The following is a 26,934-nucleotide window of genomic DNA, read 5'->3' on the forward strand; positions in this document are numbered from 1 at the left end:
CCGGGCGTACGCCAGATCGTCGGACGGTTGTGCCAGGCTGTCCGGCGTGGCACACCGACCCCCGATCCTGCTGATCGACGCAGCCAGCCTCTACTTCCGGGCCTACTTCGGCATCCCGGAGTCCGCCGCCAAGGCCGAGGACGGCACCCCGGTCAACGCGGTGCGCGGCTTCCTCGACATGCTCGCCACCCTGATCCGGGTGCGGGGCGCCGACCGGATGATCTGCGCACTGGACTACGACTGGCGCCCGGCGTGGCGGGTCGACCTGCTGCCGTCGTACAAGGCGCACCGGGTCGCCCCGCAGGGCGGCGAGATCGTTCCGGACACCCTCTCCCCGCAGGTGCCGATGATCCTCGAGGTGCTGACCGCGGTGGGCATCACCGCGGTCGGCGCGACCGGCTACGAGGCGGACGACGTGCTCGGCACCCTCTCGGTGACCCAGCCCGGCCCGGTCGAGGTGGTCTCCGGCGACCGCGACCTGTTCCAACTCGTCGACGACGCCCGACCGGTCCGACTGCTCTACGTCGGGCGCGGCGTCGCCAAGCTCGACGACTGCGACGACGCCGCCGTACGGGCCCGCTACGGCGTGCCCGCCGACCGGTACGCCGACTTCGCCGCACTGCGCGGCGACCCGAGTGACGGGTTGCCCGGGGTGGCCGGCGTCGGCGACAAGACCGCCGCACGGCTCATCGAGCGGTACGGCAGCATCGCCGGCATCCTGGCCGCGCTCGACGACTCCGACTCGTCCTTCGCACCGGGTCTGCGCGCCAAGCTGGTCACGGCGCGCGACTACCTGGGCGTCGCACCGACGGTGGTCCGGGTCGCCCTGGACGTGCCCCTGCCGGAGCTGCCCACCGCGCTGCCGAGCGCGCCGGCCGACCCCGACCGGCTGCTCGAGCTCGCCCAACGATGGAACCTGGCCGGCTCGGCCCGCCGCCTGGTCGACGCCCTCGCCGCCCCCCGTGGCGACGAGAAGCCGTCGACACCCCCGCAAGCGGGGTAACCACCCGACACGACCCGGTCGGGGGACGAGCGGGCGAACGCGGGATCCCGCGCTCCCCCGCTCGTTACCGTCCGTAGAGGTGGACCGGACAGGTCCATCGAGTCGAGCGGTTCCGCAGGAGTATCCCGTGCACCTCGCCGCGCCGGAGCCCGGATCGCCACGGGCCAGCGGTCCCCCGGTGCGCGACCCGGAGGGCCCGCGCCGGGTCACCCTCCTCGAACTCTTCTTCGACCTGGTGTACGTGGTCGCACTGGCCCTCATCTCGCGGGGAATGGTCGACCAACTCGACTGGCACCGGGCCGCCGAGGCACTGATCATGCTGGCCGCCGTCTGGTGGACCTGGGCGATCACCACTCTGGTCACCGACCTGTACAACCCGGAACGCACCGAGATCAAGCTGCTGATCAGTGCCGTGATGTTCGGCGCGCTGCTGATGACCACGGCGATCCCGGAGGCGTTCGACAATCGAGGGCTCGTCTTCGCCGGCGCCTACGTGGCGATCCACCTGGGGCGTGGACTGTTCCTGATGCCGGCGGTACGCCGCGAACCGCAGACCCAGCGTCGGGCGGCCCGCATCTTCGTCTGGTTCACAATCTCGGCGATCCCGTGGCTCATCGGCGCATTCGTCAGCGGGGACGCCCGGATCGTGTGCTGGGCCATCGCGCTCGCCATCGACTACCTCGGCTTCCGGCTCGCGTACCCGGTGCCGGGGCTCGGGGTGGTGCCCGAGAAGCAGCGCAACGTCACCGCGGAGCATCTCTCCGAGCGCTACCAGCAGTTCTTCATCATCGCGCTCGGCGACGCGATCCTGACGATCGGCACCATGTTCAGCATGGAGCACAACGAGGCCGAGAACATCGGGGCCTTCGCTGTGGCCTTCCTGACCACGCTGCTGCTCTGGCGGATCTACGTGCACAAGTCCGGCGAGCTGCTGCCGACCGCCATCCAGGCCGCCGAGTCGCCCAGCAAGTTCCTGTTCAGCGCGCCGTACACCCATCTGTTGATGATTTCCGGCGTGGTCACCACGGCGGCCGGCTTCCACCTGGTGCTGCACGAGCCGACCGGGCAAACGCCCCCGGCCTGGCTGGCGGTGATCCTCGGCGGCCCGGCGCTGTTCCTGGCCGGCCGGGCCTCGTTCGAGTACGAGGTGTTCAGCCGGGTGTCGTGGTCCCGACCCGGCGGGGTGCTGGCGCTGCTGACCATCGCGCCCGGCCTGCTGTACCTGCCGCCGGTGTTCGCCTCCCTCGGTGGGCTGCTGGTGCTGGTCGGCGTTGCCTACGCGGACTTCCGGCGTAGCCACGGCAAGCCGCCGGAGGCCCCGTCACCGCCGCACTGAACCAAACCCGCCATTCACCGCGGCGTCGGGCCGGCCAGCAGCCGGCCGGCGTCGGGCACGTACGGCTCGACACCCAGACCGGTGAGCAGTTGATGCACTGTCGCCGTCGCAGCGGTGAGCACCGGGCGGCCGAGACTGGCCTCCACCTGCGGCACGGCCGCCAACGACGGCAGCTGAACGCAGGCGGAGAGGACCACCGCGTCCACGTCGGTCACGTCCAGCCGATCGGCCAGCTCGACCAGCCGCGCCGCGGGGATGCGCCCGACCGCCACATTGTCCGGCTCGCAGAGGCTCACCGCGTCGGTCACCTGTACGCCGTACGCGGCGAGGTAGGCCGCGACGGTCGCGGTCAACGGCGGCAGGTACGGCGCGATCAGGGCCACCCGGCGGGCACCCAGCGCCCGCAGCCCGGCGACCAGCGCGCCGGCACTGGTCACCACCGGCATGTCGTGCCCGGCGCGACCGGCCGCGCGGCCCAACCGCCGCTCGGCCCGCTCGTGCGCGCCGGCGCCCTCGCACATCACCGCCACCAGACAGGCGTACGCGAGCACGTCGCAGCGGGCGTCGGCCAGCTCGGCGGCACACCGCAGGGCAGAGCGGTTCATCCGGGCCAACTCGTCGGCGGTCACCTGACGCAGCCGTACCCGGCTGGCGTGGGTGGTGAAGCGGACCGTCGGATCGACGACCTCACGTCGGCGCAGCATCTCCGGGATCTCGGTTTCCATTGTGGTGTTGGAACTGGGCACCACCAGGCCGATGCGGTAGCCGCTCACACCAGTGCCCTGGCGTACCCCCGGACCTGCAATCGGTCCCGGGCCCCTCCGGCCAGGCGCACCTGCAGGCCGAGCGGCGCGGCGGCGCGGCGGACGTCGTCCAGGTGCAGCGATCCGTGCCGGTCCACGGTGAGCACCGGCGGTTCTTCGAGGTCACCCTCCGGCGCGTGGAACGAGAGCAGGGTGACCGAGGTGGTGAGGTAGCCCGGGTACGCGGCGCGGGCCGCGGCCTCGTCCCGGTGGACCAGCACCACCAGATCGTCGAGGTGGGCGAAGTCGGCGGCGAGGGCACCCGCCTTCCAGTGCGCCGGTTCCTCCGCCGCACCGGTGAGATGCCGGGAGCGGTTCGCCGAGGTGATGTAGAGGTGATCCGTTCCGGTCTCGGCGAGCGCCCGCTCGAAGAAGGCGTTGGACGGGCAGGTCAGCCCCGGTGCGATCACCTGGGTGGTTCGCATCCCCTGGTCGATCTGGGTGAGGTGCTCGGGGAGGCGATCCGCCGCGGGCCCGCGGAAGCCGAACGGCCCGGCGCCGTAGAGGGCGTCCATCAGCGCCCGTACCCGACCGACCGGCAACCGCGGCGAGATCCGTGTCCAGTCGAACATCCCGGGGATCCGGCCGATCGCGGTGGTGATGCTGCCGACCTGGTGTGCCGGTCGGCCCTTGGCCAGGTTGACCCGGCGTACGGTCGCCGCGTCGGGACGCGTCACGATGACGTAGAAGTTGGCGAACGCCGCCGCGACGATCGCGCCGCCGGCAAGCGCGCGGGCCGCGACCGCGACGTCCTCGGGGCGGTCGATGTAGAGGGGCGGTGTCGGGGCGTCCATGAGTCCTCCTCGGCGGGGCCGTGAGGCAGTTCTACGTCCAGTCACCCGGATGACGGCGAGGTCGGTCGCCGATCCGATAGCCGACAGGCGCTACCCGGTGCGGGCGGCGGATGCCCGGGCGGTACACAACGGCGGACGGCATCGGCCGGATGGGGGATCCGGCGGGGGGTCGTAGCACGCAACCGTTAGCCGCGCGACCCGATTGGGTACAACGGCTGCACCTCAGATCCACCACATACCTCAGGAGGCAGCGATGCGCGGCACCTCGATTCTCGGAGTCATCGTCGTGATCTGGTTGGTGATCGGCGCCATCGCCGGTGGCCAGCGCGGTTATTACAGCGGCGACGACACCAACTGCGCCGAGGCCGGCACCATCCTGGTCACCATCGTGGCCGGGCCGTTGAACTACATCGGCGCCAACCCGAAGGTCGACTGCAAGCTGCCCGAGCCCTCCAAGTAGGCAACAGACGTGGACCGGCCCGTGCCCCCGCAGTGGGGGCACGGGCCGGTGCCGTTCGGCCAGGTCGCGCAGGAGCACTAACTCGGCTCCTCCCCCAACCGTGGACCGGTCGACCTGTCGCGTCCCCAGGCGGCCAGCGGCTCGAGGGCGTCGTTGAGGCGCGTGCCGTCCTCGGTCAGCGAGTACTCGACGCGGGGCGGCACCTCGTCGTGGGAGACGCGGCGCACGACGCCGTCCGCCTCCATCTCCCGCAGGTGGGAGGCCAGCACCTTCTCAGTGATCCCCGGAAGCAGTCGACGCAGCTCGCCGAAGCGACGCGAGGGGTACTCGTGCAGCGCCCAGAGGATCAACACCTTCCACCTGCCGCCGATCACCTCCATCGCGGTGTCGATACCGCAGGCGTGTCCATCCGCGGTGCCCGGCCGGTTCACCGTCGCCATACCCACCCCTCCGACGTGCTCGCTCACCCCGGGGTAACCACGCACTCCGAAGTGCGTACTTGATCAGCTGGGGGCCGACGCCCAGCCTAATCGGCATGGAACCGAACACTGTGGAGAAGTCCTCCGTCACGATGCTGGGGCTCGGCGCGATGGGTACCGCGCTGGCCCGCGCCTGGCTTGCCGCCGGCCACCCGCTCACCGTCTGGAACCGCACCCCGGCCCGCGCTGCGGCGCTCGCGCCCGAAGGCGCGAGGGTCGCCGGCAGCGCCGCTCAGGCCGTGGCGGCGAGCGCCCTCGTCGTCGTCTGCCTGTTGGACGACAGCTCGGTCGACCAGGTGCTGGCCGGCGTGGACCTGGTCGACCGGGATCTGGTCAACCTGACCACCAGCACCCCTGCCCAGGCCCGCGCCCGCGCGGCATGGGCCCGCCGACGCGGCGCGCGCTACCTGGACGGTGGAATCATGGCTGTCCCGCCGATGGTCGGCGTCCCGGAGGCCGGCGGCTACGTCTTCTACAGCGGCTCGCGAGCGCTGTTCGAACGGCACCGGGAGACGTTGGGCGTCCCGGTCGGCACCACCTACGTCGGCGAGGACGCGGGGTTCGCGGCCCTGCACGACGTGGCCCTGCTCAGCGCTATGTACGGGATGTTCGCCGGGGCCGCGCACGCCTTCGCCCTGATCCGGCGGGAGGACATCGATCCGGCGGCCCTCGCCCCACTGCTCGCCGACTGGCTCGGCGCGATGATCCCGGCGGTTCACCAGACCGCCGACCATCTGCGCAGCGGGGACTACACAACGGGGGTCGTCTCCACTCTCGCCATGCAGGTATCCGGCACGCCGACCTTTCTGCGCACCGCCGAGCAGCAGGGCGTCAGCCCCGAACTGCTCAGCCCCTACTTCGATCTGATGCGCCGCCGCCTGGCAGAGGGCGGCGGCGAGGAGGACCTGACGGGCGTCATCGATCTGCTGGTGCGGTGACGGCGGGCCGAGCTGACGCTGGCCCGTGGTGAAGGCGGTCGTTGGCGTGTGACGTCGCGGACCGCACACCGCCTAAGGCATCCTAGGAAGCTGGTTTGCAGCTCGGAGCGTTTGTCCGCGCCGGGGCCGGGAACCGCCGATGCCTCAGTCAGCGAACGGGATCGGGAGTGTGGGCATGCAGATCGGCTACAAGCTGGCCTCGGAGGGGTACGGCCCGCAGGAGATCATCCGGCAGGCCGTCCTGGCCGAGCGGGCCGGCTTCGACTTCGTCGAGATGAGCGACCACTTCCACCCGTGGCTGGACACTCAGGGGCACTCGTCCTTCACCTGGAGCGTGCTCGGTGCCATCGCGGCCAAGACCAGCACCCTGCGCCTGGCCACCGGGGTCACCTGCCCGACCGTCCGTTACCACCCGGCGATCATCGCGCAGGCCGCGGCGACCATGGCGCTGATCTCCGACGGCCGGTTCACCCTCGGGGTGGGCGCCGGAGAGCGGCTCAACGAGCACGTGGTCGGGCAGGGCTTTCCCAGCGTGCGGGGGCGACACGAGCGACTACGCGAGGCGCTGGAGATCATCCGGCTGCTCTGGCAGGGCGGCTACCAGTCGTACGAGGGCCGGCACCTGCAACTGGAGGACGCCCGGATCTTCGACCTGCCGGACACGCTGCCCGTGATCGCGGTGGCGGCCAGCGGTGAAGCGTCGGCGCGGCTCGCCGCCGAGTTGGGCGACGGCCTGTTCGCCACCGAGCCGGACGCGTCGATCGTCGAGCACTACCGCCGCGCCCAGGGTGCGGGCCCGCGCTACGCCGAGGTGCCCCTGGCCTGGGCCACCGACGAGCAACAGGCGGTGCAGGCGGTGTTGCAGACGAGCCGATGGATGGTCACCGGCTGGAAGGTGATGAGCGAACTGCCGAACCCGGTCAACTTCGACGCGGCCAGCGCGTACGTCGAGGAGAAGCACATCCGGCAGCTCTTCGCCATCGGCCCGGACCCGGAACCGCACGTCGCCAAGGTCCGGTCGTACGTCGAGGCCGGCTTCGACCACATCGTCCTGCAGAACGCCGGCCCCGACCCGGACGGCTTCCTCGACTTCTTCGCCGGCGACCTCTCCGGCCGTCTGCGGGCGATGGGATGACGCCAGCTTCTTAATCAGGTGATGAAGAGCAGGAAGCTGCTCCGCGATCTTGCGCTTTCTGCCCTGACACAAGGGGCACATCCGCCCATGTCGCCAACGGAAACTGCAAGATCGGCGCGGTCCTCTCGCTCGATACACAGCGATCTTCGTCCCGTGACGACGGCCACCGCCCGTCCGGACGATCGTCCGGACGGGCGGTGCACTCGGGATGGATGCGCGGGTGTGTTCAGCGGAAGCAGTGCGCGATCGGCACCTGGCTGCCCTCGCAGTTGGTCGGCTCGTTCTCGACCACCACGCTCTCATCGTCGATCTTGACCTGGGCGTGCATGCCGAAGATGCCGCCGGGCTTCACCGTCGACGCGTTGTGGGTGACCTTGCTGGTGTAGATCGCCACCGAGCCCGCGCTGGCGTAGATGCCGCCGCCCTGGGACGCGGCGCCGACAGCCTCGTTACGGGTCACGTCGCTGCCGCGGACCAGCAGGTTCGCCTTCTCGGCGTAGATGCCGGCTCCGAGGCCGTGGGTGGTGTTGCCGTCGATCACGCTGTCGTCGATCGGCGTCAGGCCCTTCACTGTCGAGACGCCGCCGCCGTTGACGGTGGACGTGTTGCCGCGGATGGTCATCGTGCGCATCACCAGCACCGCGTCGGAGTTGGCGGCACCGCCGCCGACCTGCGCGGTGTTGTTCAGCAGCTCGGTGTCGGAGACCTTCGTCCGGGCCGAGAAGCTGGCCAGGCCGCCACCCTGGGCGGCGCTGTTCTGGGTGAAGGAGACGCTCTCCACCTCGGCGGCACCACGGTAGTTGCCCAGCCCGCCGCCGTAGGCGTTGGCGCTGTTGCGGTGGAACTCCGAGCGCTTCAGCGTCAGCACGCCGCCGTTGAGCAGGCCCCCGCCCTTGCCCGCGGCGCCGGAGGCGCTGTTGCCGACGAACGTGGAGTCGGTGACCACCATGTTGCCGTCGTTGAAGATGCCGCCGCCGCCCCCCTCGGGCGACAGCGAGGTGCTCTGCGTGACGGTGACCCGTTCGACCACGGCGGTGGCGCCGTGCACCACGTGCACGCTGCCGCCCTCGATGGCCGAGCGGCCGTTGTGCAGTTCCACGTCGCGAAGGGTCAGCTCGCCGCCGTCGCGGACGGTGAAGAAGCGGAACGAGGCGGCCTGGGCGGCCCGGGCGATGGTGGCGCCCGCGCCGTCGATCGTGATCGGCTGGTAGATCACCGGCAGGCCAGCGGTGTCGTCGGCCGGGTTGTGCGGCGGCGCCTCGGCGTCGCCGGGTGTCTCCGCGGCGTCGGCGGCCTCCCGGGCGTCACGGATCCCGCCGTCGTACTGGTCGGTCTCGTGGAACGCCTCGGTGAGGGTGTAACGGCACTTGGGCGCGAGCCGAAGTTCGCCGCCGCCCTCGGCGTTGGCCGCCACCAGCGCCGCCACCAGCTTCGCGGCGTCGCACGGCACCGAAACCACGCCCCGCTTGCCGGTGCCCGGGGTGGTCGGGCGGGCCCGCTCCGCGTCGTCCTGGCCGGGCTGCGGACCCCGCCGGTCGTCGTCGCGGCGGTCGTCGTCGGCTGCCGGGGTCAGCCGGGCCAGACCGGGGAGGGTGAGGGCGCGGTCGGCGGCGGCGGCCGCTCCGGCCGCTCCCACGACCAGGCTCCCCGCCAGCAAGCCGCTGGCTAAGAACCATCGGGACCGCCGTCTGGGTCGGGTCGCGCGGTCTCCCTCTCGGTACGTGGACATCAACGGTGCCTACCTTCCTGCGTACGTGACGTGGCCGCGCGCCGATTCGGGCGCGGGGGGCTCGACGTGTTCGCCGGCTACCAAACGTCACGATAGGTCCGCAATACGGACAGGAAGGTGTGAACGTGAATAGTGCCCTCTTTCATCTTCAAAGCTGCCAGGGCGGCATCGAGATCACCCGCCGACGTGGATGCCGGGTCGACGCAGCGGGTCGCGTTCGGTCCGGCGGATGATCTCCCGCACCACCGGCGGGGTGTCCCCCCGGCCCAGGATGAGGTAGCGCGCCAGGTGCGCGATCGGGCTGCCCTCCGACCATTCGAAGTGCGCGTGCGGCCGGACCCCGGTGGCGTCCCGCAGGGCCAGCAGGATCGCGGCGATCGCGTTCGGCGCGGCCGGGCTGTTGGCCCGCAGCACCCGGTAGCCCCCCACCTCGATCCCGTGCACGCGCAGCACCTGACTGAACTCCGACGGATCGACCACATCGATCTCCAGGAACAGCACGTCCGCGGCCCCGGGCACCGGATTCATCCCGCGCTGCGCCCGCTCCTTGAGCGTGTACTCCTTCACCGACCCCTTCTGCCGCTTGTTCGCGATCAGGTGCAGCTGCCCGTCGTGCGCCAGCGACTCGGTGATGAACCGGCGGGCCGCCTCGTCGAACTCGATCCGCTCGGCGCGCAGCTCGGTGGTACGGGTGACCCGGGAGACCAACGAGACCACGATGATGCCGAGGATGAACAGCGCGGAGATCGTGATGCCGTCCGGCTGTTCGATGACGTTCTCCAGCAGCGCGTACAGCAGCACCAGGGTCAGCACGGTGAAGCCGATCGCGGAGCCACGCCGGTGATGACGGGCCGCGGAGATCGTCACCGCCACCGCCCCGGAGACCATCATGGCCAGGATCCCGGTGGCGTACGCCCCGGCCTGGGCGTTGACGTCGGCGCGGAAGGCGATCGTGATGGCGACGCTGACGACCGTGTAGACGATCACCACGGGGCGTACCGCCCGCGCCCACTCCGGCGCCATGCCGTACGACGGCAGGTAGCGCGGCACGATGTTGATCAGCCCGGCCATCGCCGAGGCGCCGGCGAACCAGAGGATGAGCACGCTGCTCACGTCGTAGACGCTGCCGAACACCTCCCCCAGGTAGGCGTGCGCCAGAAACGCCAGCGCCCGCCCGTTCGCGCCGCCGCCCGGCCGGAACTCCTCCGCTGGGATGAGCGCAGTGGTCACGAAGGTCGTCGAGATCAGGTACACGGACATGATCAACGCGGCGGTGGTGAGCAGCCGACGTGTGTTGCGGACCCGGGCGGCGAGCCGGGCCTGCTTGTCCGGGCCGTCGGCCGCCACCAGGGGCATCATGCTGACCCCGGTCTCGAAACCGGACAGCCCCAGCACCAGCAGCGGGAACGCCAACACGGCGGTGAACAGCACCTGGCCCGGACCGCCACCGGTCGAGGTCACCGCGGCCGTCCAGTTCGACACGATGCCCGGGTCCTCGACGATCCGGGCCACCGCGACCACGACGATCACGGCGTTGAGCACCAGGAAGACCGCGACCAGCGGGATGGCCACGACCACCGCCTCGCGGAACCCGAGCAGGAACACCCCGCCGAGGATGAGCAGCAGCACCACCGTCACCACGACCGGCACCAGCGACCCGTGCAGGACGTCCGGCAGGTACGGGTTCTCCAGCAGGTGCACGGTGGCGTCGGCCGAGGAGAGGGTGATCGTGATGATCCAGGAGGTGGCCACGAAGCCGAGCAGCACGAGGACGAAGATCTTGCCCCGCCAGAACGGCAACAACCGCTCCAACATCGCCACCGAACCCTGACCGTGCGGGCTCTCGTGGGCCACCCGCCGGTACATCGGCAGCATGCCGAACAGGGTGAGCACGACGATCAACAGGGTCGCCAGCGGGGAGAGCGCCCCGGCCGCCACCGCCGCGATGCCCGGCAGGTACGACAGCGTGGAGAAGTAGTCGACGCCGGTCAGGCACATCACCTGCCACCAGGCGTGCCGGCGGTTCTGTCCCTCGGTCGCCTCGGGGCCGGGCGGCTGCACCTGGTGCTGAAAGAGCCACCGACGCAGCGGGCTGGCCGGCGGCGCCGAGCGGGCCGGAGTGGCCACGCGTTCGGGCACCACGACGCCCTGCCGGCCGCCCCGGTGTGGGCGGGCTGGATCGCGGGCCGCCCGCAGCGCAGGGTCCGGCCCGCTCGGCGTGTGGCGCCGCCCGTTCCAGCGCCGTGGTTTCGCCTGGTGCTCGTCAGCCATCGCCAGTCCCACCCTCACAGGTCCTGATCTGACGGTAGGCGGTGCCCCGGCGCCCGATCGGCGGAACCGGGCACCTGTTCGGGCTGCTCAGGACAGGTCCGTGACGGCGAGCAGCCGGGCCAGCGCGGGTGGGTCGGCGATCGTCACCGTGGCCGCCGGGTGCCGGGGCCGCACCCCGGGCACCAGCGCCGGCACCGGTACGCCGAAGCGCAGGCAGATCCCGCCGGCCGCAGTGCTGCCGAAGGTCGCGCCGCCGTCGGCCAGCGACAGGTGCGGGCCGATCGCCCGCCACCAGCGGTACGGCCCGCTCAGTTCGACGGCGGTGACGTTGTCCCGGTCTGTCCGCAGCCGCCACGGGCCGTACCGGATCATCAGGTCCCGTTCGGTGACGACGACCCAGGCGGTCGCCGGACGGACCCCCAGCAGCGCCAGCATCGGGCGGAACACCGGGTCGAAGCGGAACGGGAACCGGGCCACGACGCCGGTCATCGGGCGCCGGGCCGAGCGGTGGGTCGCGACACCGGGCCGCCCGGCCGCAGGGGGCCGGGCCGCGCGGGCCGGGGGCGGGCGGCGGGCCGGCGCCGGGCCAGGACGGTCATGGCGCGGGCGTACCCGATCCGAGCCCGCCGACACCCCCGGATCCGAACGCCGTCGACGTACCCCCCGTTCGGCGCTCCCCCACCGTCGGCCGGCACCCCCCGGGCCGGCCGACGGTGGCAGACGGTCGACACCCCCCGGGCCGACCGGCTGTCCCCTGCGTGACTGACCCGACCTCGGGCGGCCACGCGGGGTGGAACTGGTGGGACGCGCCCCCGCGCTCCGCCGCCCCCCACGGGGCGGAGCGCGGGGGCCCCCCGTCCCGGCTACTGCAGGAACGCCCCGAGGGGCGAGAGCAGCAACCGGCCGAGCGCCGCGGCGTTGTCGTCCAACCGTGTGCGCTCACACTCGCGGGCGTCCGGATCGTGCCGGCACCGCCAGATCTTCTGGGCGTTACGCCAGGCGACATCGCGGGTGTACTCGACCAGTTCCCCCTGGTACCAGTCGTCGATGTCGCCATTGAGCATGTCGATGAGCAGTTGCCACCGCTCCAGGTAGCCCCGGCGCAGGCCGGGGATCTTGTCCGCGAAGATGTTGTTGATCTCGAGGTAGTCGTGGTGCTGGTCGCTACCGTCGACCGGCTCCGACTCCAGGTGGTCAAACGTGGTCACCAGGGCGAACGGCAGGTCGAAGTTGATGTGCGCGTTCACCCCGGCCGCCGCCGACGGCAGCGGGCGGGCATCCGGCCCCCGCATCCGCTCGAAGAGGCACGACCACGCCTTCGGGGTGCCGGGGCTGGAGTCGGTCCACAGCCGCATCGCGTCGAAGTACCGGGCGGCGAACTCGACGTCGAGCCGGGAGAGGAAGACCGGATCGATGAAACGGTCGTCGTACAGCCCGTCCAGCACACTGCTGGTGATGGTCAGGTAGAGCTTGTTGAAGTCAGCGAGGGGGCAACTGGCTTCCAACGGTGGCAACCGGACCAGCATGTCCTGGAGCTTGGTCAGATGATCGACCACGGCCGGCACGTCCGCGGGGTGATCGGCGAGCAGGTCGACGATGTCCCGGTGCACGGGCCCCCAGACCGGTTCGATCATTTCTCCTCCATTGTGGTCGGCGGCATCCCCCGTGCCGTCGTCGACGCGGCCCAGCCTCTCAGCCGACACCGGGCCACCGGATCAGTAAAACGACGTATCCCGGCGCGCACACGCGCCGGGATACGTACGTCAGTGGTCGGGTCGGTCAGCTCCGTTGGTTGCGCAACTGGATCGCGCTGGCCTGCACGCGGGTACGGACCTGGAGCTTGTCGAAGATGTGCGACACGTGCACCCCGATGGTTCGCTCGCTGATGAAGAGCCGCTGCCCGATCTCCCTGTTGGTCAACCCCTCGGCGACCAGGGCGAGCACTTCCCGCTCCCGGGCGGTGAGCGCCGCCAACTCGTCGTCGGACGCCTCGACCGGGACGCCGCGCGTGCCGGTCGTGCTGTCCCGCTCGTCCAGCGACACCCGGGCCCGCCCGGCCAGCTCGCGGATCTCCGAGGTCAGGGGCACCGCGCCCAACCCCTGTGCCACCCGGTACGCCTCCCGCAGGAGCTTGCCGGCGGTGGCCACCCGGCTGCGCCGAGCCAGCAGCGCCTCGGCCTGCCGCAGCCGCGAGTAGGCCGCCGGATAGGGGTGATTGCGTCGGTCCCACTCGGCCGCCGACGCGGCCCACAGCTCCGGATCGCTGCCGTCGAGGCGGCTCACCTCGGCGGCGCACAGCGCCAGGAAGCCCTCCACCACCGAGCGCACCGGCCGGGCGGCCCCGGCGCTCTTGCGGGCCACCCGCTCGGCCACGTCCCGCAGCCGGCGCACCGCCGTCGGGTCCACCTCCACCGTGCGGCTGGCGTGCGCCTCCGCCTCGGCGCGCAGGCCGTGCCAGACCAGGGCGGAGAGGATCATCACGTCGTCGGAACGGCTCTCGGTGAGACCGCGCTGCACCGCCTGGCGGGCCACGTCGTGCCGGCCCTCCCACATGGCCAGCCCGGAACGCAGGGTGAGCAGCGGAATGACGTGTCGCGCCCCGCCGCCGGCGAGCAGGGTCGCCACCGCGTCGAGGTCCCGACCGGCGGCCTCGATGTCGCCGTAGCCCACCGACAGCCGGCACCGGGCCAACAGCAGCTCCACGGCGTCCGCACCGGACGGTCGGTGCCGCAGGGCCGCGGCCACCACCTTCTCCGCCTCGGCCCACTGGCCCACCCGGAAGAGCCCGTTGATGGCGATGGCCAGCAGCCGGGTGCCCCAGGTGCGGCCCAGCCCCAGCTCGGCCACCCGTTCGGCGCCCCGCCGGGCCACCACCACGCCCTCTTCGAGGACGTTCAGCGGCCCGGTCAGCAGCTCCGCCAGGTGCAGGTACGCGCAGGCCACGTCCTCGGGCTGGCCGGCACGCTCGGCGGTGTCGAGGGCGTCGCGCATGACCGCCAGACCGGCGTCCGGGTCTTCCAGACAGGCGTCGCTGAAGCCCAACGCCGAACTGGCCAGCACCACCTCGGTGGCCGAGCCTTCCACGTTCTCGGCCAACGCCAACGCCTCCCGGGCCCGCTCACCGGCGTCGGCGTAGCGACCCAGGTGCAGCAGCAGCTCGGCCAGGCGGGCAGCGGCACTGGCCCGGTCCCGCGGGGAGCAGTCCTCCGCCTTCAGCGCCCGCTGGTATTCCTCCTCGGCCAGCGCGGAGCGACCGGCGGCGGCCAGGTAACGGGCCCGGCGGATGTGCAGCGCGCAGCTCGGCTCACCACCCCGCAGCGTGGCCAACTCCTCCAGCAGGGCCAACGCGCGGGCGTGCTCCCCACAGTGGTGGGCCGCCTCGGCGGCGTTCTCGAGCAGCTCGACCCGGTCCACTGTCAGTGGGCCCGGCTCGGCGGCCAACTGCAACGCCGCCGACCAGTGCCGGTGCGCCTCGGCGTAACCGTGCAGCCGCTCGGCCTCCTGGGCGGCGGCCACCGCCGCCGGCAGGGCGCGCGCCGGCTCGCCGGCCAGCCGCCAGTGGTGCGCCAGCCGGGCCTGGTGCAGTTCACCCGGCGCGGTGGTCAGCGCCTCGGCGTAGCGGCGGTGCAGCCCGGAGCGCTCGGCCGGCAGCAGCTCGTGCGCCAGCACCTCGGCCACGAGGCGGTGCCGCAGCCGGTAGCCCTCGTCGGCGCCGACCAGCAGCCGGTGCGCCACCGCGGCCCGGGCCGCGGCGATCAGCTCGTCCTCCGGCATCCGCAGCACCTCGGCCAGCAGCCAGTGCTGCACCGGCTCGACCCCGGCGGCCACCGCGTGCACCACGGCGTGCGCGTGCTGGGGCAGCGCGTCGACCCGGTCGAGGAAGATCTCCCGCAGCGTCTCGGACAGGCCGTCGCGGCCGTCGCGCAGATCCCGGGCCAGCTCCTCGATGACGAACGGGTTGCCGCCGCTGCGCTGCCAGACCTGCTCGGCCGCGTCGGCGGTCAGCGTCCGGCCGACCACCGCGGCGGCCAGTGTCTCGGTGTCGGCCCGGCCCAGCGGCGCCAGGTCGAGCACCCGCACCGTGCGGAGTCGACGAAGCTCGGTGAGCACCCGGCGCAGCGGGTGCGCGCCCTGCAACGACTCGGCACGCACCGCCGCCAGCACCGACAGCTGGAGATCACCCAGGCCGGCGAGGAGATAGAGCAGGAGCTGCCGGGTGCTGCGGTCGACCCACTGGAGGTCGTCGAGGATCAGCACCAGCGGGCGACCCTCGGCGATCAGGTGCAGGCCACGGGAGACCCGCTCCAGCAACGCGCCAGCGCCGTCCGGGCCGGCGGTCTCGTCGGCGAACATCTGCAGCAGCCCCCGCACCGCCGAGGAGGTGCGGGCGGGCGAGGTGGACACCTCGGTGTCGAACCGGCGCAGCGCCTGCAACAGCGGGTGCAGCGGGGAGGCGTCGCCGATGTCCAGGCAGCTGCCGGTGAGCACCACGGCGCCCCGGTCCCGTAGACGGTCGCCGATCTCGCCCAACAGCCGGGTCTTTCCCACACCGCTCTCGCCGGTCAGGAAGACCGCCGCGGTCTGCCCGTGCGCGGCGTCACCGAGCAACGCGGACCGAACCGTCTGCACCAGCTCGGCTCGGCCCACGAGCGGTGCGGTGTCCACATCGCTGGCCATGCCCCGCAGCCTAATCACAGGGCCCCATACCGTTCTACGTCCGCCCGCCGCTTGTGGTACTCCTCGCGTCGACTTTGCGACTAAAGGTTGCAGGTGGCCGACATACGTCGTTCGGCAGATCCCCCGTCGGCCCAGGAATGCCAATCTCCGGAGGTGATCAGGCAACAGCGGGGAGAAAGGCCGGTGCGACACCCATGACCACCAGCATCATCGTCGACACGCAACGGACCGTCACCCCGCTCTGGCCGGTACCTCAGGAGAGGCGCGTCGTCACCGTCCTCTTCGCGGACATCGTCGGCTCCACGGCCCTGGTGGACCGGCTCGACCCCGAGGACGTCCGAGCGTTGCAGCGGGCCTACTTCGACACCGTCGCAGGTGTGCTGCACCGCTGGCACGGGGTGGTGGAGAAGTACGTCGGCGACGCCGTGATGGCGCTCTTCGGCGCTCGGCACTCTGACGGCTTCGACGCGTACCGGGCGGTGCGCGCCGGGCTCGAGATCCAGGCCGCGCTGGACCGACGGCCCATGGTCGACGGCATCAGGCTGCGCGTCCGGGTCGGTGTCGCCACCGGCGAGGTCGTGGTCGACCTGGGCGACGTCGTCACCGGTGGGCACGGCGTGGCCAGCGGCGCGGTGATCACCACCGCGGCCCGCCTGCAGGAGTACGCCGCACCCGGTGCCGTCGCGCTCTGCGCGGCCACCGCGCGGGCCACCGCCGGCCTGATCACCCAACGTCAGCTGACGCCGGTGCCGGTCGCCGGCCGGGTGCCGCCGGTGCCGGTCTGGCACGCCGTCGGTCCGGTACGCCCCGGCGCCGACCGGCACGACGGCCCGTTGATCGGTCGACGCCGCGAACTGGCCACCATCCGCGACCAGTTGGGCGCGGCCATCCGAAACCGGACGCCACGTTGGATCTCACTGGTCGGTCCCACCGGCAGTGGCCGCAGCCGGCTGCTGCACGAGCTGACCCGTGGGCTGACCACGGTGGACGGATTGCCGGTCCGCTGGTGCGTGGGGACCTGTCAGCCGTACCCCGATCAGGTGTTGGCGCCGGTCGCGCACCTGCTCCGCGGCCTCGCCGGGATCCGGCACAGCGACGGCCCGGCGGCGGTCCACGACCGGCTCGTCACCGCCCTGACGCCGCTGTTTCCGCCGACCCGGGTGGCCACAGCGGTCCCGGCGCTCCAGCGGATGCTGACCACCCCGGACGGCTCGGCCGCCGCTCTCGCCGGCGCGGCGATCTGCCGCGAGGTCCTGCTGCGGCTGGCCGCCCACCGGCCGCTGATCGTGGCCGTCGACGACCTGGACCGGGCCGCGCCCGCGGTGAGCCGCTTCCTGCACGCGCTGTTCGGCGCGGCGACGGAGCGCGGACTGCCGCTGGCCCTGCTCACCGTGCACCAGCCGCAGTGGGCCGACACCCGGCCCGGTCCGGCCCGCCAGATGACGATCGGACCACTGGCCACGGTGCAGTCCGGACGGCTGCTGCGCCACCTGCTCACCCGGGCCGGGCAGCCGGTGGCCCTGGTCGACCGGCTGCTGCCGCTGGTGGGAGGCCGCCCCGGGCACGCGGCGGCGTACGTCACGTCGCTGGTGGACGGCGCCGACCCGGCGGCGCTCCCGCTGCCCGAGGCGGTACGCCGGGCCGTCGGCGCGGAGCTGGACCACCTCGACGGTGAGCGGCGCGCGGTGCTGATGGCCGCCGGCACCCTCGGCGGTCTGATCTCCGGGGCGACCGTGGACCGGGCACTCGGCTGGACGCCCGGCCGGTCCGCACCCGCACTCCGCAAGCTGGTCGCCGGCGGGCTGCTGCTCCCCCACCACGTCGACGGGTACGCGTTCGCCGCTCCGGCGCTGCGCCAGGTCGCCGCCGAGCGGTTGCCCCGCGCCCTACGGGCCGTCTTCCAACGCCGGGCCGCCTGTGTGCCGCACCTCGACACCGTGCACCGGGACGCCAACCCGCCCGCTGGTGCGGTCAACGGTTCGGCGGCGAGGAGTGCGGAGATCGTGCGGCTCGACACCGTCGGCGCTCGGACCGGCCGCCTCGACGCCGTCTTCGCGGCGCTGGCCACGGTAGGGCCGGGCGGTGCCACCGGCCCGACCGCGCTGAGGCGAGGCAGCCCCACCCCGACGATGGCCACCCGTCCCGCCGCGTCGGGTCCCGACGACAACCGTACGGCGGGCCCACGCCGGCTCCGAGCCGTCGCCTCGGCGGGCGACGTACCGCCGACGCCGGCCGCAGTGGCGTCCCGACCTGCGCGCGGCGCGGGCGGTAACCCGTTGCGGAACCTCGGACGGCCCGCAGCGCCGATCCGCCCCACGCCGGCGAGTTCGGCTGTGCACTGGACACTCGCCGACGCCGGCACTCCACCGGGCGTGGTGCGGGCAATACCCCGCCCACCGTTGATCCGCCCACTGGACGGCCTGCCCGCCTCCGCCTGACTCCGATGATCAATTGATGCCCGGCAGCCGAACCGGCCCCTCGACGAGTGGTCAGCAGGGGAAGGTCAGGACGGTCGCCCGCCGAACTGCCAGTTGTGCACCTCGATGTCGGCGTACCGGTCGACCGTGAGGATGGCGCGCGCCGCGTCGGGGTTCGGCGCCCGGAGCAGCGCGGCGGTGCCGAGCCAGGTGACGCCGTCGTCGGCCAGCAGCGGCCCGTACGCGATCAGCTCGTCCGGGTCGGGCGGCACGGCCAGGTCGACGGCCTGCCCGGCGCCGAGGCCGAGCACCAGATAACGGTTGCCGCCGGTCCGGCCGCCGGGGAAGTCCCACATGGTGCGGCCCAGCGTGTTGCGCCACCGACGCAGCAGCACGTCCCGGTACACGCCGGCCTGGTAGTTCGGTTCCTCGAACGCGAATGCCCGCGCGGCGGCCGGGTCGGGCACGTCGACGATGTGCACGCTGCCGGTGGGCGTGTCCCCGACGAAGGTCGGTCCACGGGCGATCATTCCCGCCGCGTACCGGTCCATGTAGGACCAGTGCTCGGGCAGCAACTCGTCGCGCAACGCCACCGAGCCGGGCCGGTCACTGTGGTAACAGAGAAACTCCACGCCGCATTCTCCCCGGATGCCCCGCATCGAAGGCGAGCCGGGTGCCGCCCTGGCCGCTACGGTACGGACGCCGAGGCCAGCAGCGCCGCGGTGGGCAGCGCGAGCAGGCCGTCGGGGCCACGGGTAGCGGGCGGTCAGCTCGTCGTACGGGCACGAATGCGGCTGATCATGGCCGCCGGCCGGGTCTCCAAGCCCCGCGCGCTGCTGGGCCGCCGCCCGCATCTGTCGCGAGCTGGCTGCCCGGTGTCCCGTGGGAGCGGGTGAGCCGCTGACCAGGGTGACTAGGATTGGTCCGCCATGCTGCTACGGGTGCTCGGGCCGCTTGAGGTCGAGGTCGACACAGGCGGGCCGGTCGACCTCGGCGGCCCCCGCCAACGCGCCGTGCTCGCGCTGCTGCTCGCGGCCCGCGGCGAGGTGCTCTCCGTCGGGCAGATGATCGAGGATCTGTGGCGGGGTGACGCGCCGCCACGGGCGATCGCCTCCCTCCAGGCGTACGTCTCGCATCTGCGCCGCCTTCTGGAGCCGGCCCGCGAGCGCCGGGCGCCAGCCCGGGTCCTGGTCACCGCGCCACCGGGCTACGCGCTGCGGCTGCCCGCCGACGCCGTCGACGCCGGTCGGTTCGAGACGCTGCTCGCCGAGGCGCGTGCGGTCGGACCCGCCGACCCGGGCCGGGCACGTCGGTTGCTGAGCGTCGGGCTCGATCTGTGGCGCGGTCGGGCGTACGTCGAATTCGCCGGTGAGCCGTGGGCGCAGCCGGAGGTGCTGCGGCTGGAGGAACTGCGGCTCGGTGCCCGCGAGCTGCTGCTCGACGTGACGGTGCGCTGCGGCGACGCGGCCGAGGCGGTGCCGGAGGCGGAGCTGTTGACCCGGCAGGCGCCGCTGCGGGAGGAGAGCTGGCGGCTGCTGGCGCTGGCGTTGTGGCGTACCGGGCGGCAGGGCGACGCGCTCGCCGCGCTGCGCCGGGCCCGGGCGACCCTGGCCGACCAGCTCGGACTGGACCCCGGCCCGGCGCTGGTCGAGGTGGAGTCCGCCATCCTGGGCCAGCGACTCGACCTGCTGCCACCGGTGGTGGCGACAGCGGTACGTGGCCGGCGGCAGGTGTCGGAGGAGGTCTTCGTCGGCCGGGAGGCGGAGCTGGAGGCGCTCCGGCAGGCGGCCGCCGAGGCGGTGGCGAGCGGGCCGCGAGTCGCTCTGCTCAGCGGTGAGGCCGGGGCCGGCAAGACGAGCCTGCTCACCCGGTTTCGGGACGAGCTCACCGCTCACGGCTGGCTGGTCGCCGTCGGCCGCTGCCCCGAGGCCGAGGGCGCCCCGCCGGCCTGGGCCTGGGTCGAGGCGCTGCGGCAACTCGCCGAACAGGCACCCCCGGGTGACCTCGCACCGGCGCTCGCCCCGCTGCTCGGTGGGGGCGACGGCGAGCCCGGCGGCGACGTCACCGCCGGCCGGTTCCGGCTGCACCGCGCCGTCGGCGCCTGGTTGGACGCCGCCGCGGCCCGCAGGCCGGTCACCGTGATCCTCGACGACCTGCACGCCGCCGACGCGGAGACGTTGCTGCTGTTGCAGAGCGTCAGCGAGATGACCACCGGCACCGTCCTGTTCGTCGCGGCGCTGCGGCCCGCCGACAACACCGAGCGGCTCGCCGACACGATGGCCGTCCTGGCCCGTCGGTCACCGCATCGGATCCCGCTGGGCGGTCTGACCTCGTCCGAGGTCGAACGGCTGCTCGGCGCGCTGGCCCGGACCACCGTCGACCCGGAAACGGTCGCCGCGTTGGCCGAGCGGACCGGCGGCAACCCGTTCTACGTCCGGGAGTCGGCGCGACTGCTCGCCGCCGAGGGCACGCTCGTGGCCACCTCCGACGTGCCCGAGGGCGTACGCGACGTGCTGCGCCGGCGACTCTCCCGCCTCCCGTCGACGGCCGTCTCGGTGCTGCGTCTCGCCTCGGCCGTGGGGCGGGAGGCCGAGGTGCGAACGCTCGTCGACGCCGCCGGCACCGACGAGGGCACCGTCCTGCGGGCACTGGAAGCCGGGCTGGCCGCCGGGCTGCTCACCGAACCGGCGCCCGGGCGGGTGCGGTTCGTGCACGGCCTGGTCTGCGACACCATCTACACCGACCTGCCGCAGCTGCGCCGCGCCCGCCTGCACGCGCGGATCGCCGACGCCACCCGCCGGCTGCGGCCCGACGACTACCCCGCCCTGGCCCACCAGTACGCCCGCGCCGCGTCGGCCGACACCGCACCGCTCGCCGTCGACTACGCCATCCGGGCCGCCGAGCTGGCCGAGCGGCGCTACGCGTACGACGCCTCGATCGAGCTGCTCAGCAATGCTGTCGAGGCCGCCGCCACGGTCGCCGGTGACCGCGAGGCGCTCCGGGTCGACCTGCTCGGGCGGCTGCTGCGCGCCCAGGCGCGGGCCGGCGCGGTGGCGGCCGCCCGGCAGACCCGCGCTCGGGCGATCGACGTCGCCGCGGCGTCCGGCCGCGACGACCTGCTGGTCGCGGCGTTCACCGCGTGGACCGTCCCCACCCCGTGGCTGACCCACGAGTACGGCGTGGTGGACCACCGGGTCGTCGAACTGCTCACCCAGCTGCTGCGCGCCGACGACCTGGACCCGGTCGCCCGCTGCCGGCTGCTGGAGGCACTGGCCACGGAGTTGGACGGCGAGTCCGATCCGCGCGGCGTTGCGGCCGGACGGGAGGCGCTGGCCCTCTCGCAGCGGCTGGACGACCCCGAGCTGCGCGCCCTCGGGCTGGCCGCACGGTTGCGCACCATGAGCTACGAGCGGGAGGCGCCCGACCGTCGGACCTTCGCCCTCGAGCTGCGTGACCTCGCCGACGAGCACGCGCTGGTGACCTACCGTTCGGTCGCCGAGCAGGCGCTGGGCCACTGCGCTGCCGCGCTCAACAAGCCGGACGAACTGCGCCTCAGCGTTGCCCGGCAGGGATGGCTGGCCGAGACGTACCAGCTGAACGAGGCGCAGACGATCAACCTGTGCTCGCTGGGCGCCCTCGCGCACATCGCCGGCGACTTCGCCGCCGCGCGGCGCCACTACGACCAGGTCGCGGTGCAGATGCGGCGGCAGGGTTCGCTGCACGCCGAGGCCTTCCACTACTTCTCCACGGGCACCCTGCTGATCAGCCAGGGGCGGTTCGGTGAGCACCTGGAGGCGACCCGGCGGATACGGGGGTCGTTGGGCCCGATCGTGGACGACCTGCTGGCGCTGGCGCTGATCGGGAGCGGGCGCCTGGACGAGGCGCGGGCCATGCCGATCGGGCGGCACACCTACCGCCCGGACTACTTCGAGTCGGCGCTGCTCAGCGTACGGGGAATGGTCGTCGTGGCGCTGGGTCGACGGGACCTGGCCCAACCCGTGATCGACGCGCTGCTCCCGGTACGCGACCAACTGGCCGGTTTCTCCACCACCGCGGCCGTGGTGCGGCCGGTCGCGCTGACGCTCGGTGAGCTGTTCCGGCTGGTGGACCGCACCGAGGAGGCGACCCGGCACTTCACCCTCGCCGCGCGGGTGGCCCGCCGGTGGGAGTCGCCGCACTGGCTGGCCGAGGCGACGGCGGCGATGGCCCGCTGACCGTCACGGTTGGCGGGTTCCAAGCCGGTTCCAAGTGGCACCGAGCATGATCAACAGATCTGTGCCAGTTGATCCCTCGGAAAGGTCACCGTGAACCAGAACCACCGCGAAGCCATGGCCGACGTACGCGACATGTACATGGCGCACTCGGCGCTCCGTCGCGAGTTCAGCCTGCTGCCGCAGCTCGTCCGCGACGTCACCCCGGGCGACGCCACGCGCGCGGAGGTCGTCGGCGCCCACGCCGAGATGCTCTGCCACATCCTGCACCTGCACCACGAGGGCGAGGACCTGCTGCTCTGGCCCCGGCTGCTGGAGCGCGGCGGTGCGGAGGCCGCGGCGATCGTCCCCACCATGGAGGCGCAGCACCACGCCATCGAGGACGCCCACGCGGCGGTGGTCGCCCTCCTCCCCCAGTGGCGCCGCACCGCACGCGGCGGTGAGCAGCTCGCGGACGCCCTGGAGCAGCTCCGCGCCGCGCTGATCGAGCACATGGCCCTGGAGGAGAGCGAGATCCTGCCGCTGGCGCAACGGCACGTCACCGCCCGGGAATGGATGCAGCTCGGCGAGCACGGCATGAGCAAGTCCCCGAAGAAGCAGCTCCCGCTGGCCTTCGGCCTGGCCATGTACGAGGGCGACCCGGAGGTGGTCAAGGCGGTGCTGGCGCACGCTCCGCTGCCGGCCCGACTGCTCATGCCGATCATCGCGCCCCGGCTCTTCGCCAGCCACGCCAAGCGGGTGCACGGCACCGCCACGCCTCCGCGCATCGGCGCCACCGTCCGCTGAGCAAGGTCGGCGGCTCGCCCGACGCGGATGAGTCGGCGGCTCGCCCGACGCGCTTGGTTGGCCTCGCGACCAAATCTCACCTCGCCCTGAACATGATCGACCCAGCTGGCCGGGATCCCGGCCGGCTGGGTCGCCGGGAGCACCAGCTCACCTGGCCGCGTCTGGAACCGACGCCGGGCGTGCCAACCGCGCCACGGGCGGGAGCGGCGAGACATCCGGGGAGGCTTGGAATGCCGAGATGGCGAGCGCGGCGAAGCGCCGGGAGGCGCTGACCTGAGTAGTCGGCGAGGTCGCGTGGATACCGCTGTTGGCCATGAGCACGAGGATGACGTCGTCCAGGACGAAGTCGGGGCGAAGGCGACCCGCTTCCTTCGCGCGGCGGGCCAGCTCGTCGATCGCTCTGAGCGCATATTCACGGCGCGCCTCGAAATCAACTGCCTTGGGAAAGGTCGAGATAAGAGCTGCGGTAAAGCCTCGGTCACGTGCGTGCAGTTCACACATTTTCTCGATCACGAGACAGAAACCGCGCCATGGATCCGAATCGGCAAGGCCCTCGTCGACAACGCCGCGACACGCGTACATCTGTTCTGTGAATGCCTCCGTGACCAGCATCTCCTTGGTCGGAAATCGGCGGTACAGGGTGGCGGGTGCAACCCCGGCACGCCGGGCGACCTCCCGCATCGGCACGTCCAGGCCGTCAACGGCGAAGACCGCGCGGGCGGCCTCGAGGATGCGCTCGCGGTTGTCCAGGGCGTCGGAGCGAAGAGTGTGAGGCAAACGATCGGTCACGGCTCTCACTTTAGCGAGGCGGACAGCGGCGCGCGTTAGCGTCCGTGTGCATGAGGGCTTTGCAATTTTCGAAGTACGGTCCCGCGAGTGTCCTTGAGGTCTCGGAGGCGCCGGAACCGCACGCCGGACCCGGCCAGATACGGGTGGCGGTTCGGGCATCCGGTGTCAATCCGGCCGACACCTACGTGCGCGCCGGCCGATTCCAGGAGTGGATTCCGCTCCGCCTGCCGCACGTGCCCGGTGTCGACGCTGCCGGCGTGGTGGATGAGATCGGTGACGGGGTGACCACGGCCCGGGTAGGCGATGAGGTCTTCGGGATCACGGACTACGCCCGGATGGGCGGAGCGAACGCCGAGTACGCCGTCCTGGCCGCGTGGGCACCGAAGCCGACCGCCCTGACCTGGGAGCAGGTCGGCGGCGCGGCGGGCAACATCGAGACGGCCACCCGAGTGCTCGACCGGTTGGGCGTCAAGGACGGCACCACGCTGTTGATCGAGGGCGCGGCCGGCGGGGTCGGTACGACCGCGATCCAGCTCGCGGTCGCTCGCGGTGCGGCCGTCATCGGCACGGCCAGCGACCGCAACCATGAGTTCCTCGCCTCGCTCGGGGCGATCCCGACCACCTACGGCCCCAAGCTGGCCGAGCGGGTCCACAGTCTGGTGCCCGGCGGGGTGGATGTCGTACTCGACTGTGCCGGCTCTGGTTCCATGCCAGACCTGGTCGGCCTGGTCGCGAGCCCGGACAGGGTGGTGAGCATCGCCGACATCAACGCCGCGGCCTACGGCGTGCACCTGTCGCGCGGCTCTGGCCCCGGCGCGGACACACCGGCTCTCGAAGGAATCGCCGCCGCCGGCGAACTCGCCGAGCGGGCTCGTTTCACAGTGCCGGTCGCGTCCGTGTTCTCTTTGGAAGAGGCGGCCGCCGCCCACGAGTTGAGTGAGTCCCGCCATGCGCGAGGCAAGATCGTGCTGAAGCCGTAGGGTGCCCCACCCAACCTCTGTCCACCTGACCCGGGCCCGCGCGACCAACCATCCGGTGTGGTGGGCGAGCACCACGCGAGCGTGGTGTGCGGGACGGGTGCTCAGCGGGCGGCCAGGAAGGCCAGCACGCGCGGCCAGGCCGCCGCGGTGGCATCCGGGGAGTACTCGGCCACGTCCGGGTCGGTGAACAGGTGGCCCACGCCCGGATATCGGAAGACCGTCAGGTCAGCGCCGGCGTCGGTCAGCGCCTGCTGCCACTCGTCGACCTCGTCCGGCGCGTCGTACGGATCGGGGTCGGCGAGGTGCAGCTGCACCGGCAGCCCGGGTCGGACCGCGTCGGGGGCGCCGCCGGTGCCGTGCAGCAGGAGCAGGCCGGCGGCGTCCGGGCGTTCGGCCAGCAGCGCCCCGGCCACCCCGGCGCCCATCGAGAAGCCGGCGAGCACCGTCTCCGGTGGCAGGTCACGCAGCGCGTCGCGGGCCCGGTCCAGCACCACCTCCTGGCCGATCTTGTCGAGTAGCGCGAAGCCCTCCTCGACGGTGTCGGTGGCCGGGACGCCGTACAGGTCGGGGGTGCTGACCTGGTGCCCGGCGGCGCGCAACCGGTCGGCGAAGGCGCGCACGGCGGGTCGCAGCCCGTACACGGAGTGGAACAGCACGACGTGTCGCATCCGGTCATCCTGCCGCAGCCGACCGGCCGTCCGGGGTGGCCACGCGGGGTGGAAGCATGATCATGGTCGAGTCATCGGGCAGCCACCCGGACTGATGTTGGCGAACGGTGCGCCGGAGCGGCGACACAGGTAGCCGGCTGAGCTGCTCTACGGGGACGGAACGCTCGGAGGCAGGTCGTCGTCGCGGCCGGTCTGAGGTATCCCAGCCACAGCGGCGATGGCTTTGACGGCCTCGTTCAGTCCGGTGGTCTCGGGCAGGACGAGTTCATCGGGCCAGTCCAGGACGTCATGGGCGGCGTACCAGCCGCTCATCTCCTCGGCGGTGAACTCACCGGCCTGCGGGCGCGTGAGGTGCCGGCGCAGGGTCTCGGCCAGGGACACGTCGAGATAGCAGAACAGCGACCGGCCCCGGTGGTCGTCCCGCAGGGAGGTCAGCATGCTTCGGTAGCGGCTGCTGTGCATGATGCCCTCCAGCACGACGTGATAGCCGTGGTCAAGCGCTAGCCGGACGGTCTGCCCGATCAACGCGGGTGCCGCACCGCCGGGCTTGTCCCGCTCGCGCAGCAGGATGCGGCGCAGGTAGTCCTGCTCGACCAGGGCGCAGCCCCGGCCGTGCCGGCGTCGTAGCTCGCGGGCGATGCTGCTCTTGCCGGAGCCGGAGTTGCCCCGAATGCAGACGAGGATCGTGTCCGGGCTGCCAGTGGGCTCAGCGAGCACGATGCCACCTCGGCTTCAGTCGTTGCGCACTGTGAGATTGAGGGCGGCCACGGTGAGTTGGGTGAGGTCAGGAAGTTGGTCCTCGCCGAGGGTGACGCCGCGCAGGTTGTCCAACGGCGCCTTGAGGCCCATCAGCCGGCTGCCCCGCAGGTCGGTGCCGTCGAGCTGGCAGGAGTCCAACTCCAGTCCGGCGAGGACACATGACCGCAGCGCGATGCGAGGTAGTCGGCAGGAAGACCACGCGCCGTTGGTGAACGTGCAGTCGGTGAACGCGACCGAGCCGGCGGCGGCGACGCGGTGAAAGGTCGCGTAGTCGAAGCGGCAGCCGTCGAACAGGACGTCCTTGAGGCGTACATCGGTGAGCCTTGTGCCGGTGAACCGGGACCCGGTAATGGCGCAGCGTTCGATGGTGATGCCGGTCAGGGTCGCGCCGGAGAAGTCGGTGCCGGTTATCTCGCATCCATAGAGGCTGCCGGCTTCCCAGGTGCTCTCGCTCAGGTCCACGCCGGTGATCAGGCTGCTGCGAATGCGGGCGTCCTCCAGGTGCGAGCCGTGCCACGCCGCGCCCTCGACGAGGGCCTCGGTGAGGCCGCCGGCCAGGTCCGTCGTGGTGTCGAGGTCGTCCGGTTCGAGGTCCGGCAGAAGAACCTTCACGTCGCCGATCGCGGTGGTACGCATGTGTCCTCAACCTGTACGGGTGCGGGGTGGGTACGCCACCCCGCGCGCTCCGTGGTGGGGCTG

The 26,934-nt window shown here is 72.4% G+C and carries 22 protein-coding genes; 9 read left to right on the forward strand and 13 right to left on the reverse strand.

The genetic code is table 11. The features are described from left to right. The first annotated feature begins 46 nt into the window (after positions 1-46). Both GA0070561_RS09200 and GA0070561_RS09205 read left to right on the forward strand, forming a co-directional pair. Positions 47-1,003 carry a 5'-3' exonuclease gene (locus GA0070561_RS09200; protein ID WP_091398315.1) on the forward strand — a complete coding sequence of 319 codons (957 nt, stop codon included), beginning with the start codon at positions 47-49 and terminating at the stop codon, positions 1,001-1,003. Positions 1,004-1,130: 127 nt separating this feature from the next. Further along, the gene (locus GA0070561_RS09205; RefSeq protein ID WP_091398322.1) at positions 1,131-2,339 is read left to right on the forward strand and encodes a low temperature requirement protein A; all 1,209 of its coding nucleotides are present in this window, start codon (positions 1,131-1,133) and stop codon (positions 2,337-2,339) included. Positions 2,340-2,353: 14 nt separating this feature from the next. Here GA0070561_RS09205 and GA0070561_RS09210 read toward each other — a convergent pair whose 3' ends face one another. Then, on the reverse strand, positions 2,354-3,112 hold the full coding sequence (locus GA0070561_RS09210; protein WP_091398325.1) for a maleate cis-trans isomerase family protein: 759 nt from the start codon (positions 3,110-3,112) through the stop codon (positions 2,354-2,356). Then, a complete protein-coding gene (locus GA0070561_RS09215; protein WP_091398332.1) occupies positions 3,109-3,936 on the reverse strand; it encodes a hypothetical protein in 828 nt (275 codons plus the stop codon). The genes GA0070561_RS09210 and GA0070561_RS09215 overlap by 4 nt, the downstream gene beginning before the upstream one ends. A 253-nt stretch (positions 3,937-4,189) precedes the next feature. On the opposite strand from GA0070561_RS09215, the gene GA0070561_RS09220 reads away from it, so the two are divergent. Next, positions 4,190-4,396: a hypothetical protein gene (locus tag GA0070561_RS09220; RefSeq protein ID WP_007460667.1), complete on the forward strand. Its 207-nt coding sequence runs from the start codon at positions 4,190-4,192 to the stop codon at positions 4,394-4,396. Positions 4,397-4,473: 77 nt separating this feature from the next. On the opposite strand, the gene GA0070561_RS09225 is transcribed toward GA0070561_RS09220, so the two are convergent. After that, the gene (locus GA0070561_RS09225; RefSeq protein ID WP_091398335.1) at positions 4,474-4,836 is read right to left on the reverse strand and encodes a winged helix-turn-helix transcriptional regulator; all 363 of its coding nucleotides are present in this window, start codon (positions 4,834-4,836) and stop codon (positions 4,474-4,476) included. A gap of 95 nt (positions 4,837-4,931) precedes the next feature. Between GA0070561_RS09225 and GA0070561_RS09230 the strand changes: the two genes are divergently transcribed. Both GA0070561_RS09230 and GA0070561_RS09235 read left to right on the forward strand, forming a co-directional pair. Beyond that, complete coding sequence (locus GA0070561_RS09230; RefSeq protein WP_091398338.1) at positions 4,932-5,813, forward strand: NAD(P)-dependent oxidoreductase; 882 nt, start codon at positions 4,932-4,934, stop codon at positions 5,811-5,813. 175 nt (positions 5,814-5,988) lie between these two features. Beyond that, positions 5,989-6,948 carry a TIGR03557 family F420-dependent LLM class oxidoreductase gene (locus GA0070561_RS09235; RefSeq protein ID WP_091398340.1) on the forward strand — a complete coding sequence of 320 codons (960 nt, stop codon included), beginning with the start codon at positions 5,989-5,991 and terminating at the stop codon, positions 6,946-6,948. Positions 6,949-7,174: 226 nt separating this feature from the next. Here the strand turns inward: GA0070561_RS09235 and GA0070561_RS09240 are convergent, their stop codons facing one another. The 5 genes from GA0070561_RS09240 to GA0070561_RS09260 form a co-directional block, all read right to left on the reverse strand. Then, on the reverse strand, positions 7,175-8,677 hold the full coding sequence (locus GA0070561_RS09240) for a right-handed parallel beta-helix repeat-containing protein (RefSeq protein ID WP_091398343.1): 1,503 nt from the start codon (positions 8,675-8,677) through the stop codon (positions 7,175-7,177). A 174-nt stretch (positions 8,678-8,851) separates the two neighbouring features. Next, positions 8,852-10,948, reverse strand: a complete 2,097-nt coding sequence (locus GA0070561_RS09245) for an APC family permease (protein ID WP_091400088.1) — start codon at positions 10,946-10,948, stop codon at positions 8,852-8,854. Positions 10,949-11,035: 87 nt separating this feature from the next. Further along, positions 11,036-11,437 (reverse strand): hypothetical protein, encoded by a 402-nt coding sequence (locus GA0070561_RS09250; protein ID WP_091398346.1) that lies wholly within the window; start codon positions 11,435-11,437, stop codon positions 11,036-11,038. Positions 11,438-11,811: 374 nt separating this feature from the next. Continuing rightward, entirely contained in the window at positions 11,812-12,582 is a 771-nt protein-coding gene (locus tag GA0070561_RS09255; protein ID WP_091398349.1) for a DUF5995 family protein, read from the reverse strand. A 145-nt stretch (positions 12,583-12,727) separates the two neighbouring features. Further along, positions 12,728-15,625, reverse strand: a complete 2,898-nt coding sequence (locus GA0070561_RS09260; protein WP_091398352.1) for a helix-turn-helix transcriptional regulator — start codon at positions 15,623-15,625, stop codon at positions 12,728-12,730. Between the two features lie 194 nt (positions 15,626-15,819). Here GA0070561_RS09260 and GA0070561_RS09265 point away from each other — a divergent pair, with 194 nt between their 5' ends. Beyond that, positions 15,820-18,063: an adenylate/guanylate cyclase domain-containing protein gene (locus GA0070561_RS09265; RefSeq protein ID WP_091398354.1), complete on the forward strand. Its 2,244-nt coding sequence runs from the start codon at positions 15,820-15,822 to the stop codon at positions 18,061-18,063. 65 nt (positions 18,064-18,128) lie between these two features. Here the strand turns inward: GA0070561_RS09265 and GA0070561_RS09270 are convergent, their stop codons facing one another. Further along, a complete protein-coding gene (locus GA0070561_RS09270) occupies positions 18,129-18,674 on the reverse strand; it encodes a YciI family protein (RefSeq protein WP_091398357.1) in 546 nt (181 codons plus the stop codon). Between the two features lie 297 nt (positions 18,675-18,971). Here GA0070561_RS09270 and GA0070561_RS09275 point away from each other — a divergent pair, with 297 nt between their 5' ends. Then, positions 18,972-22,256: an ATP-binding protein gene (locus tag GA0070561_RS09275; protein ID WP_208603719.1), complete on the forward strand. Its 3,285-nt coding sequence runs from the start codon at positions 18,972-18,974 to the stop codon at positions 22,254-22,256. Between the two features lie 90 nt (positions 22,257-22,346). Next, positions 22,347-23,039: a hemerythrin domain-containing protein gene (locus GA0070561_RS09280; protein WP_091398360.1), complete on the forward strand. Its 693-nt coding sequence runs from the start codon at positions 22,347-22,349 to the stop codon at positions 23,037-23,039. Positions 23,040-23,186: 147 nt separating this feature from the next. On the opposite strand, the gene GA0070561_RS09285 is transcribed toward GA0070561_RS09280, so the two are convergent. Beyond that, positions 23,187-23,828 (reverse strand): TetR/AcrR family transcriptional regulator, encoded by a 642-nt coding sequence (locus GA0070561_RS09285; RefSeq protein ID WP_091400091.1) that lies wholly within the window; start codon positions 23,826-23,828, stop codon positions 23,187-23,189. A gap of 50 nt (positions 23,829-23,878) precedes the next feature. Here GA0070561_RS09285 and GA0070561_RS09290 point away from each other — a divergent pair, with 50 nt between their 5' ends. After that, positions 23,879-24,808 carry an NADP-dependent oxidoreductase gene (locus tag GA0070561_RS09290; protein ID WP_091398362.1) on the forward strand — a complete coding sequence of 310 codons (930 nt, stop codon included), beginning with the start codon at positions 23,879-23,881 and terminating at the stop codon, positions 24,806-24,808. Between the two features lie 101 nt (positions 24,809-24,909). Here GA0070561_RS09290 and GA0070561_RS09295 read toward each other — a convergent pair whose 3' ends face one another. From GA0070561_RS09295 to GA0070561_RS09305, 3 genes are all read right to left on the reverse strand, one after another. Further along, complete coding sequence (locus GA0070561_RS09295) at positions 24,910-25,476, reverse strand: dienelactone hydrolase family protein (RefSeq protein ID WP_091398366.1); 567 nt, start codon at positions 25,474-25,476, stop codon at positions 24,910-24,912. A 147-nt stretch (positions 25,477-25,623) separates the two neighbouring features. Beyond that, positions 25,624-26,193, reverse strand: a complete 570-nt coding sequence (locus GA0070561_RS09300; protein ID WP_091398369.1) for a kinase — start codon at positions 26,191-26,193, stop codon at positions 25,624-25,626. A 15-nt stretch (positions 26,194-26,208) separates the two neighbouring features. Beyond that, positions 26,209-26,871, reverse strand: a complete 663-nt coding sequence (locus GA0070561_RS09305) for a pentapeptide repeat-containing protein (protein WP_091398372.1) — start codon at positions 26,869-26,871, stop codon at positions 26,209-26,211. Positions 26,872-26,934: the final 63 nt, after the last annotated feature.

The sequence above is a fragment of the Micromonospora saelicesensis genome (genome assembly GCF_900091575.1).
Lineage (GTDB): Bacteria > Actinomycetota > Actinomycetes > Mycobacteriales > Micromonosporaceae > Micromonospora > Micromonospora saelicesensis.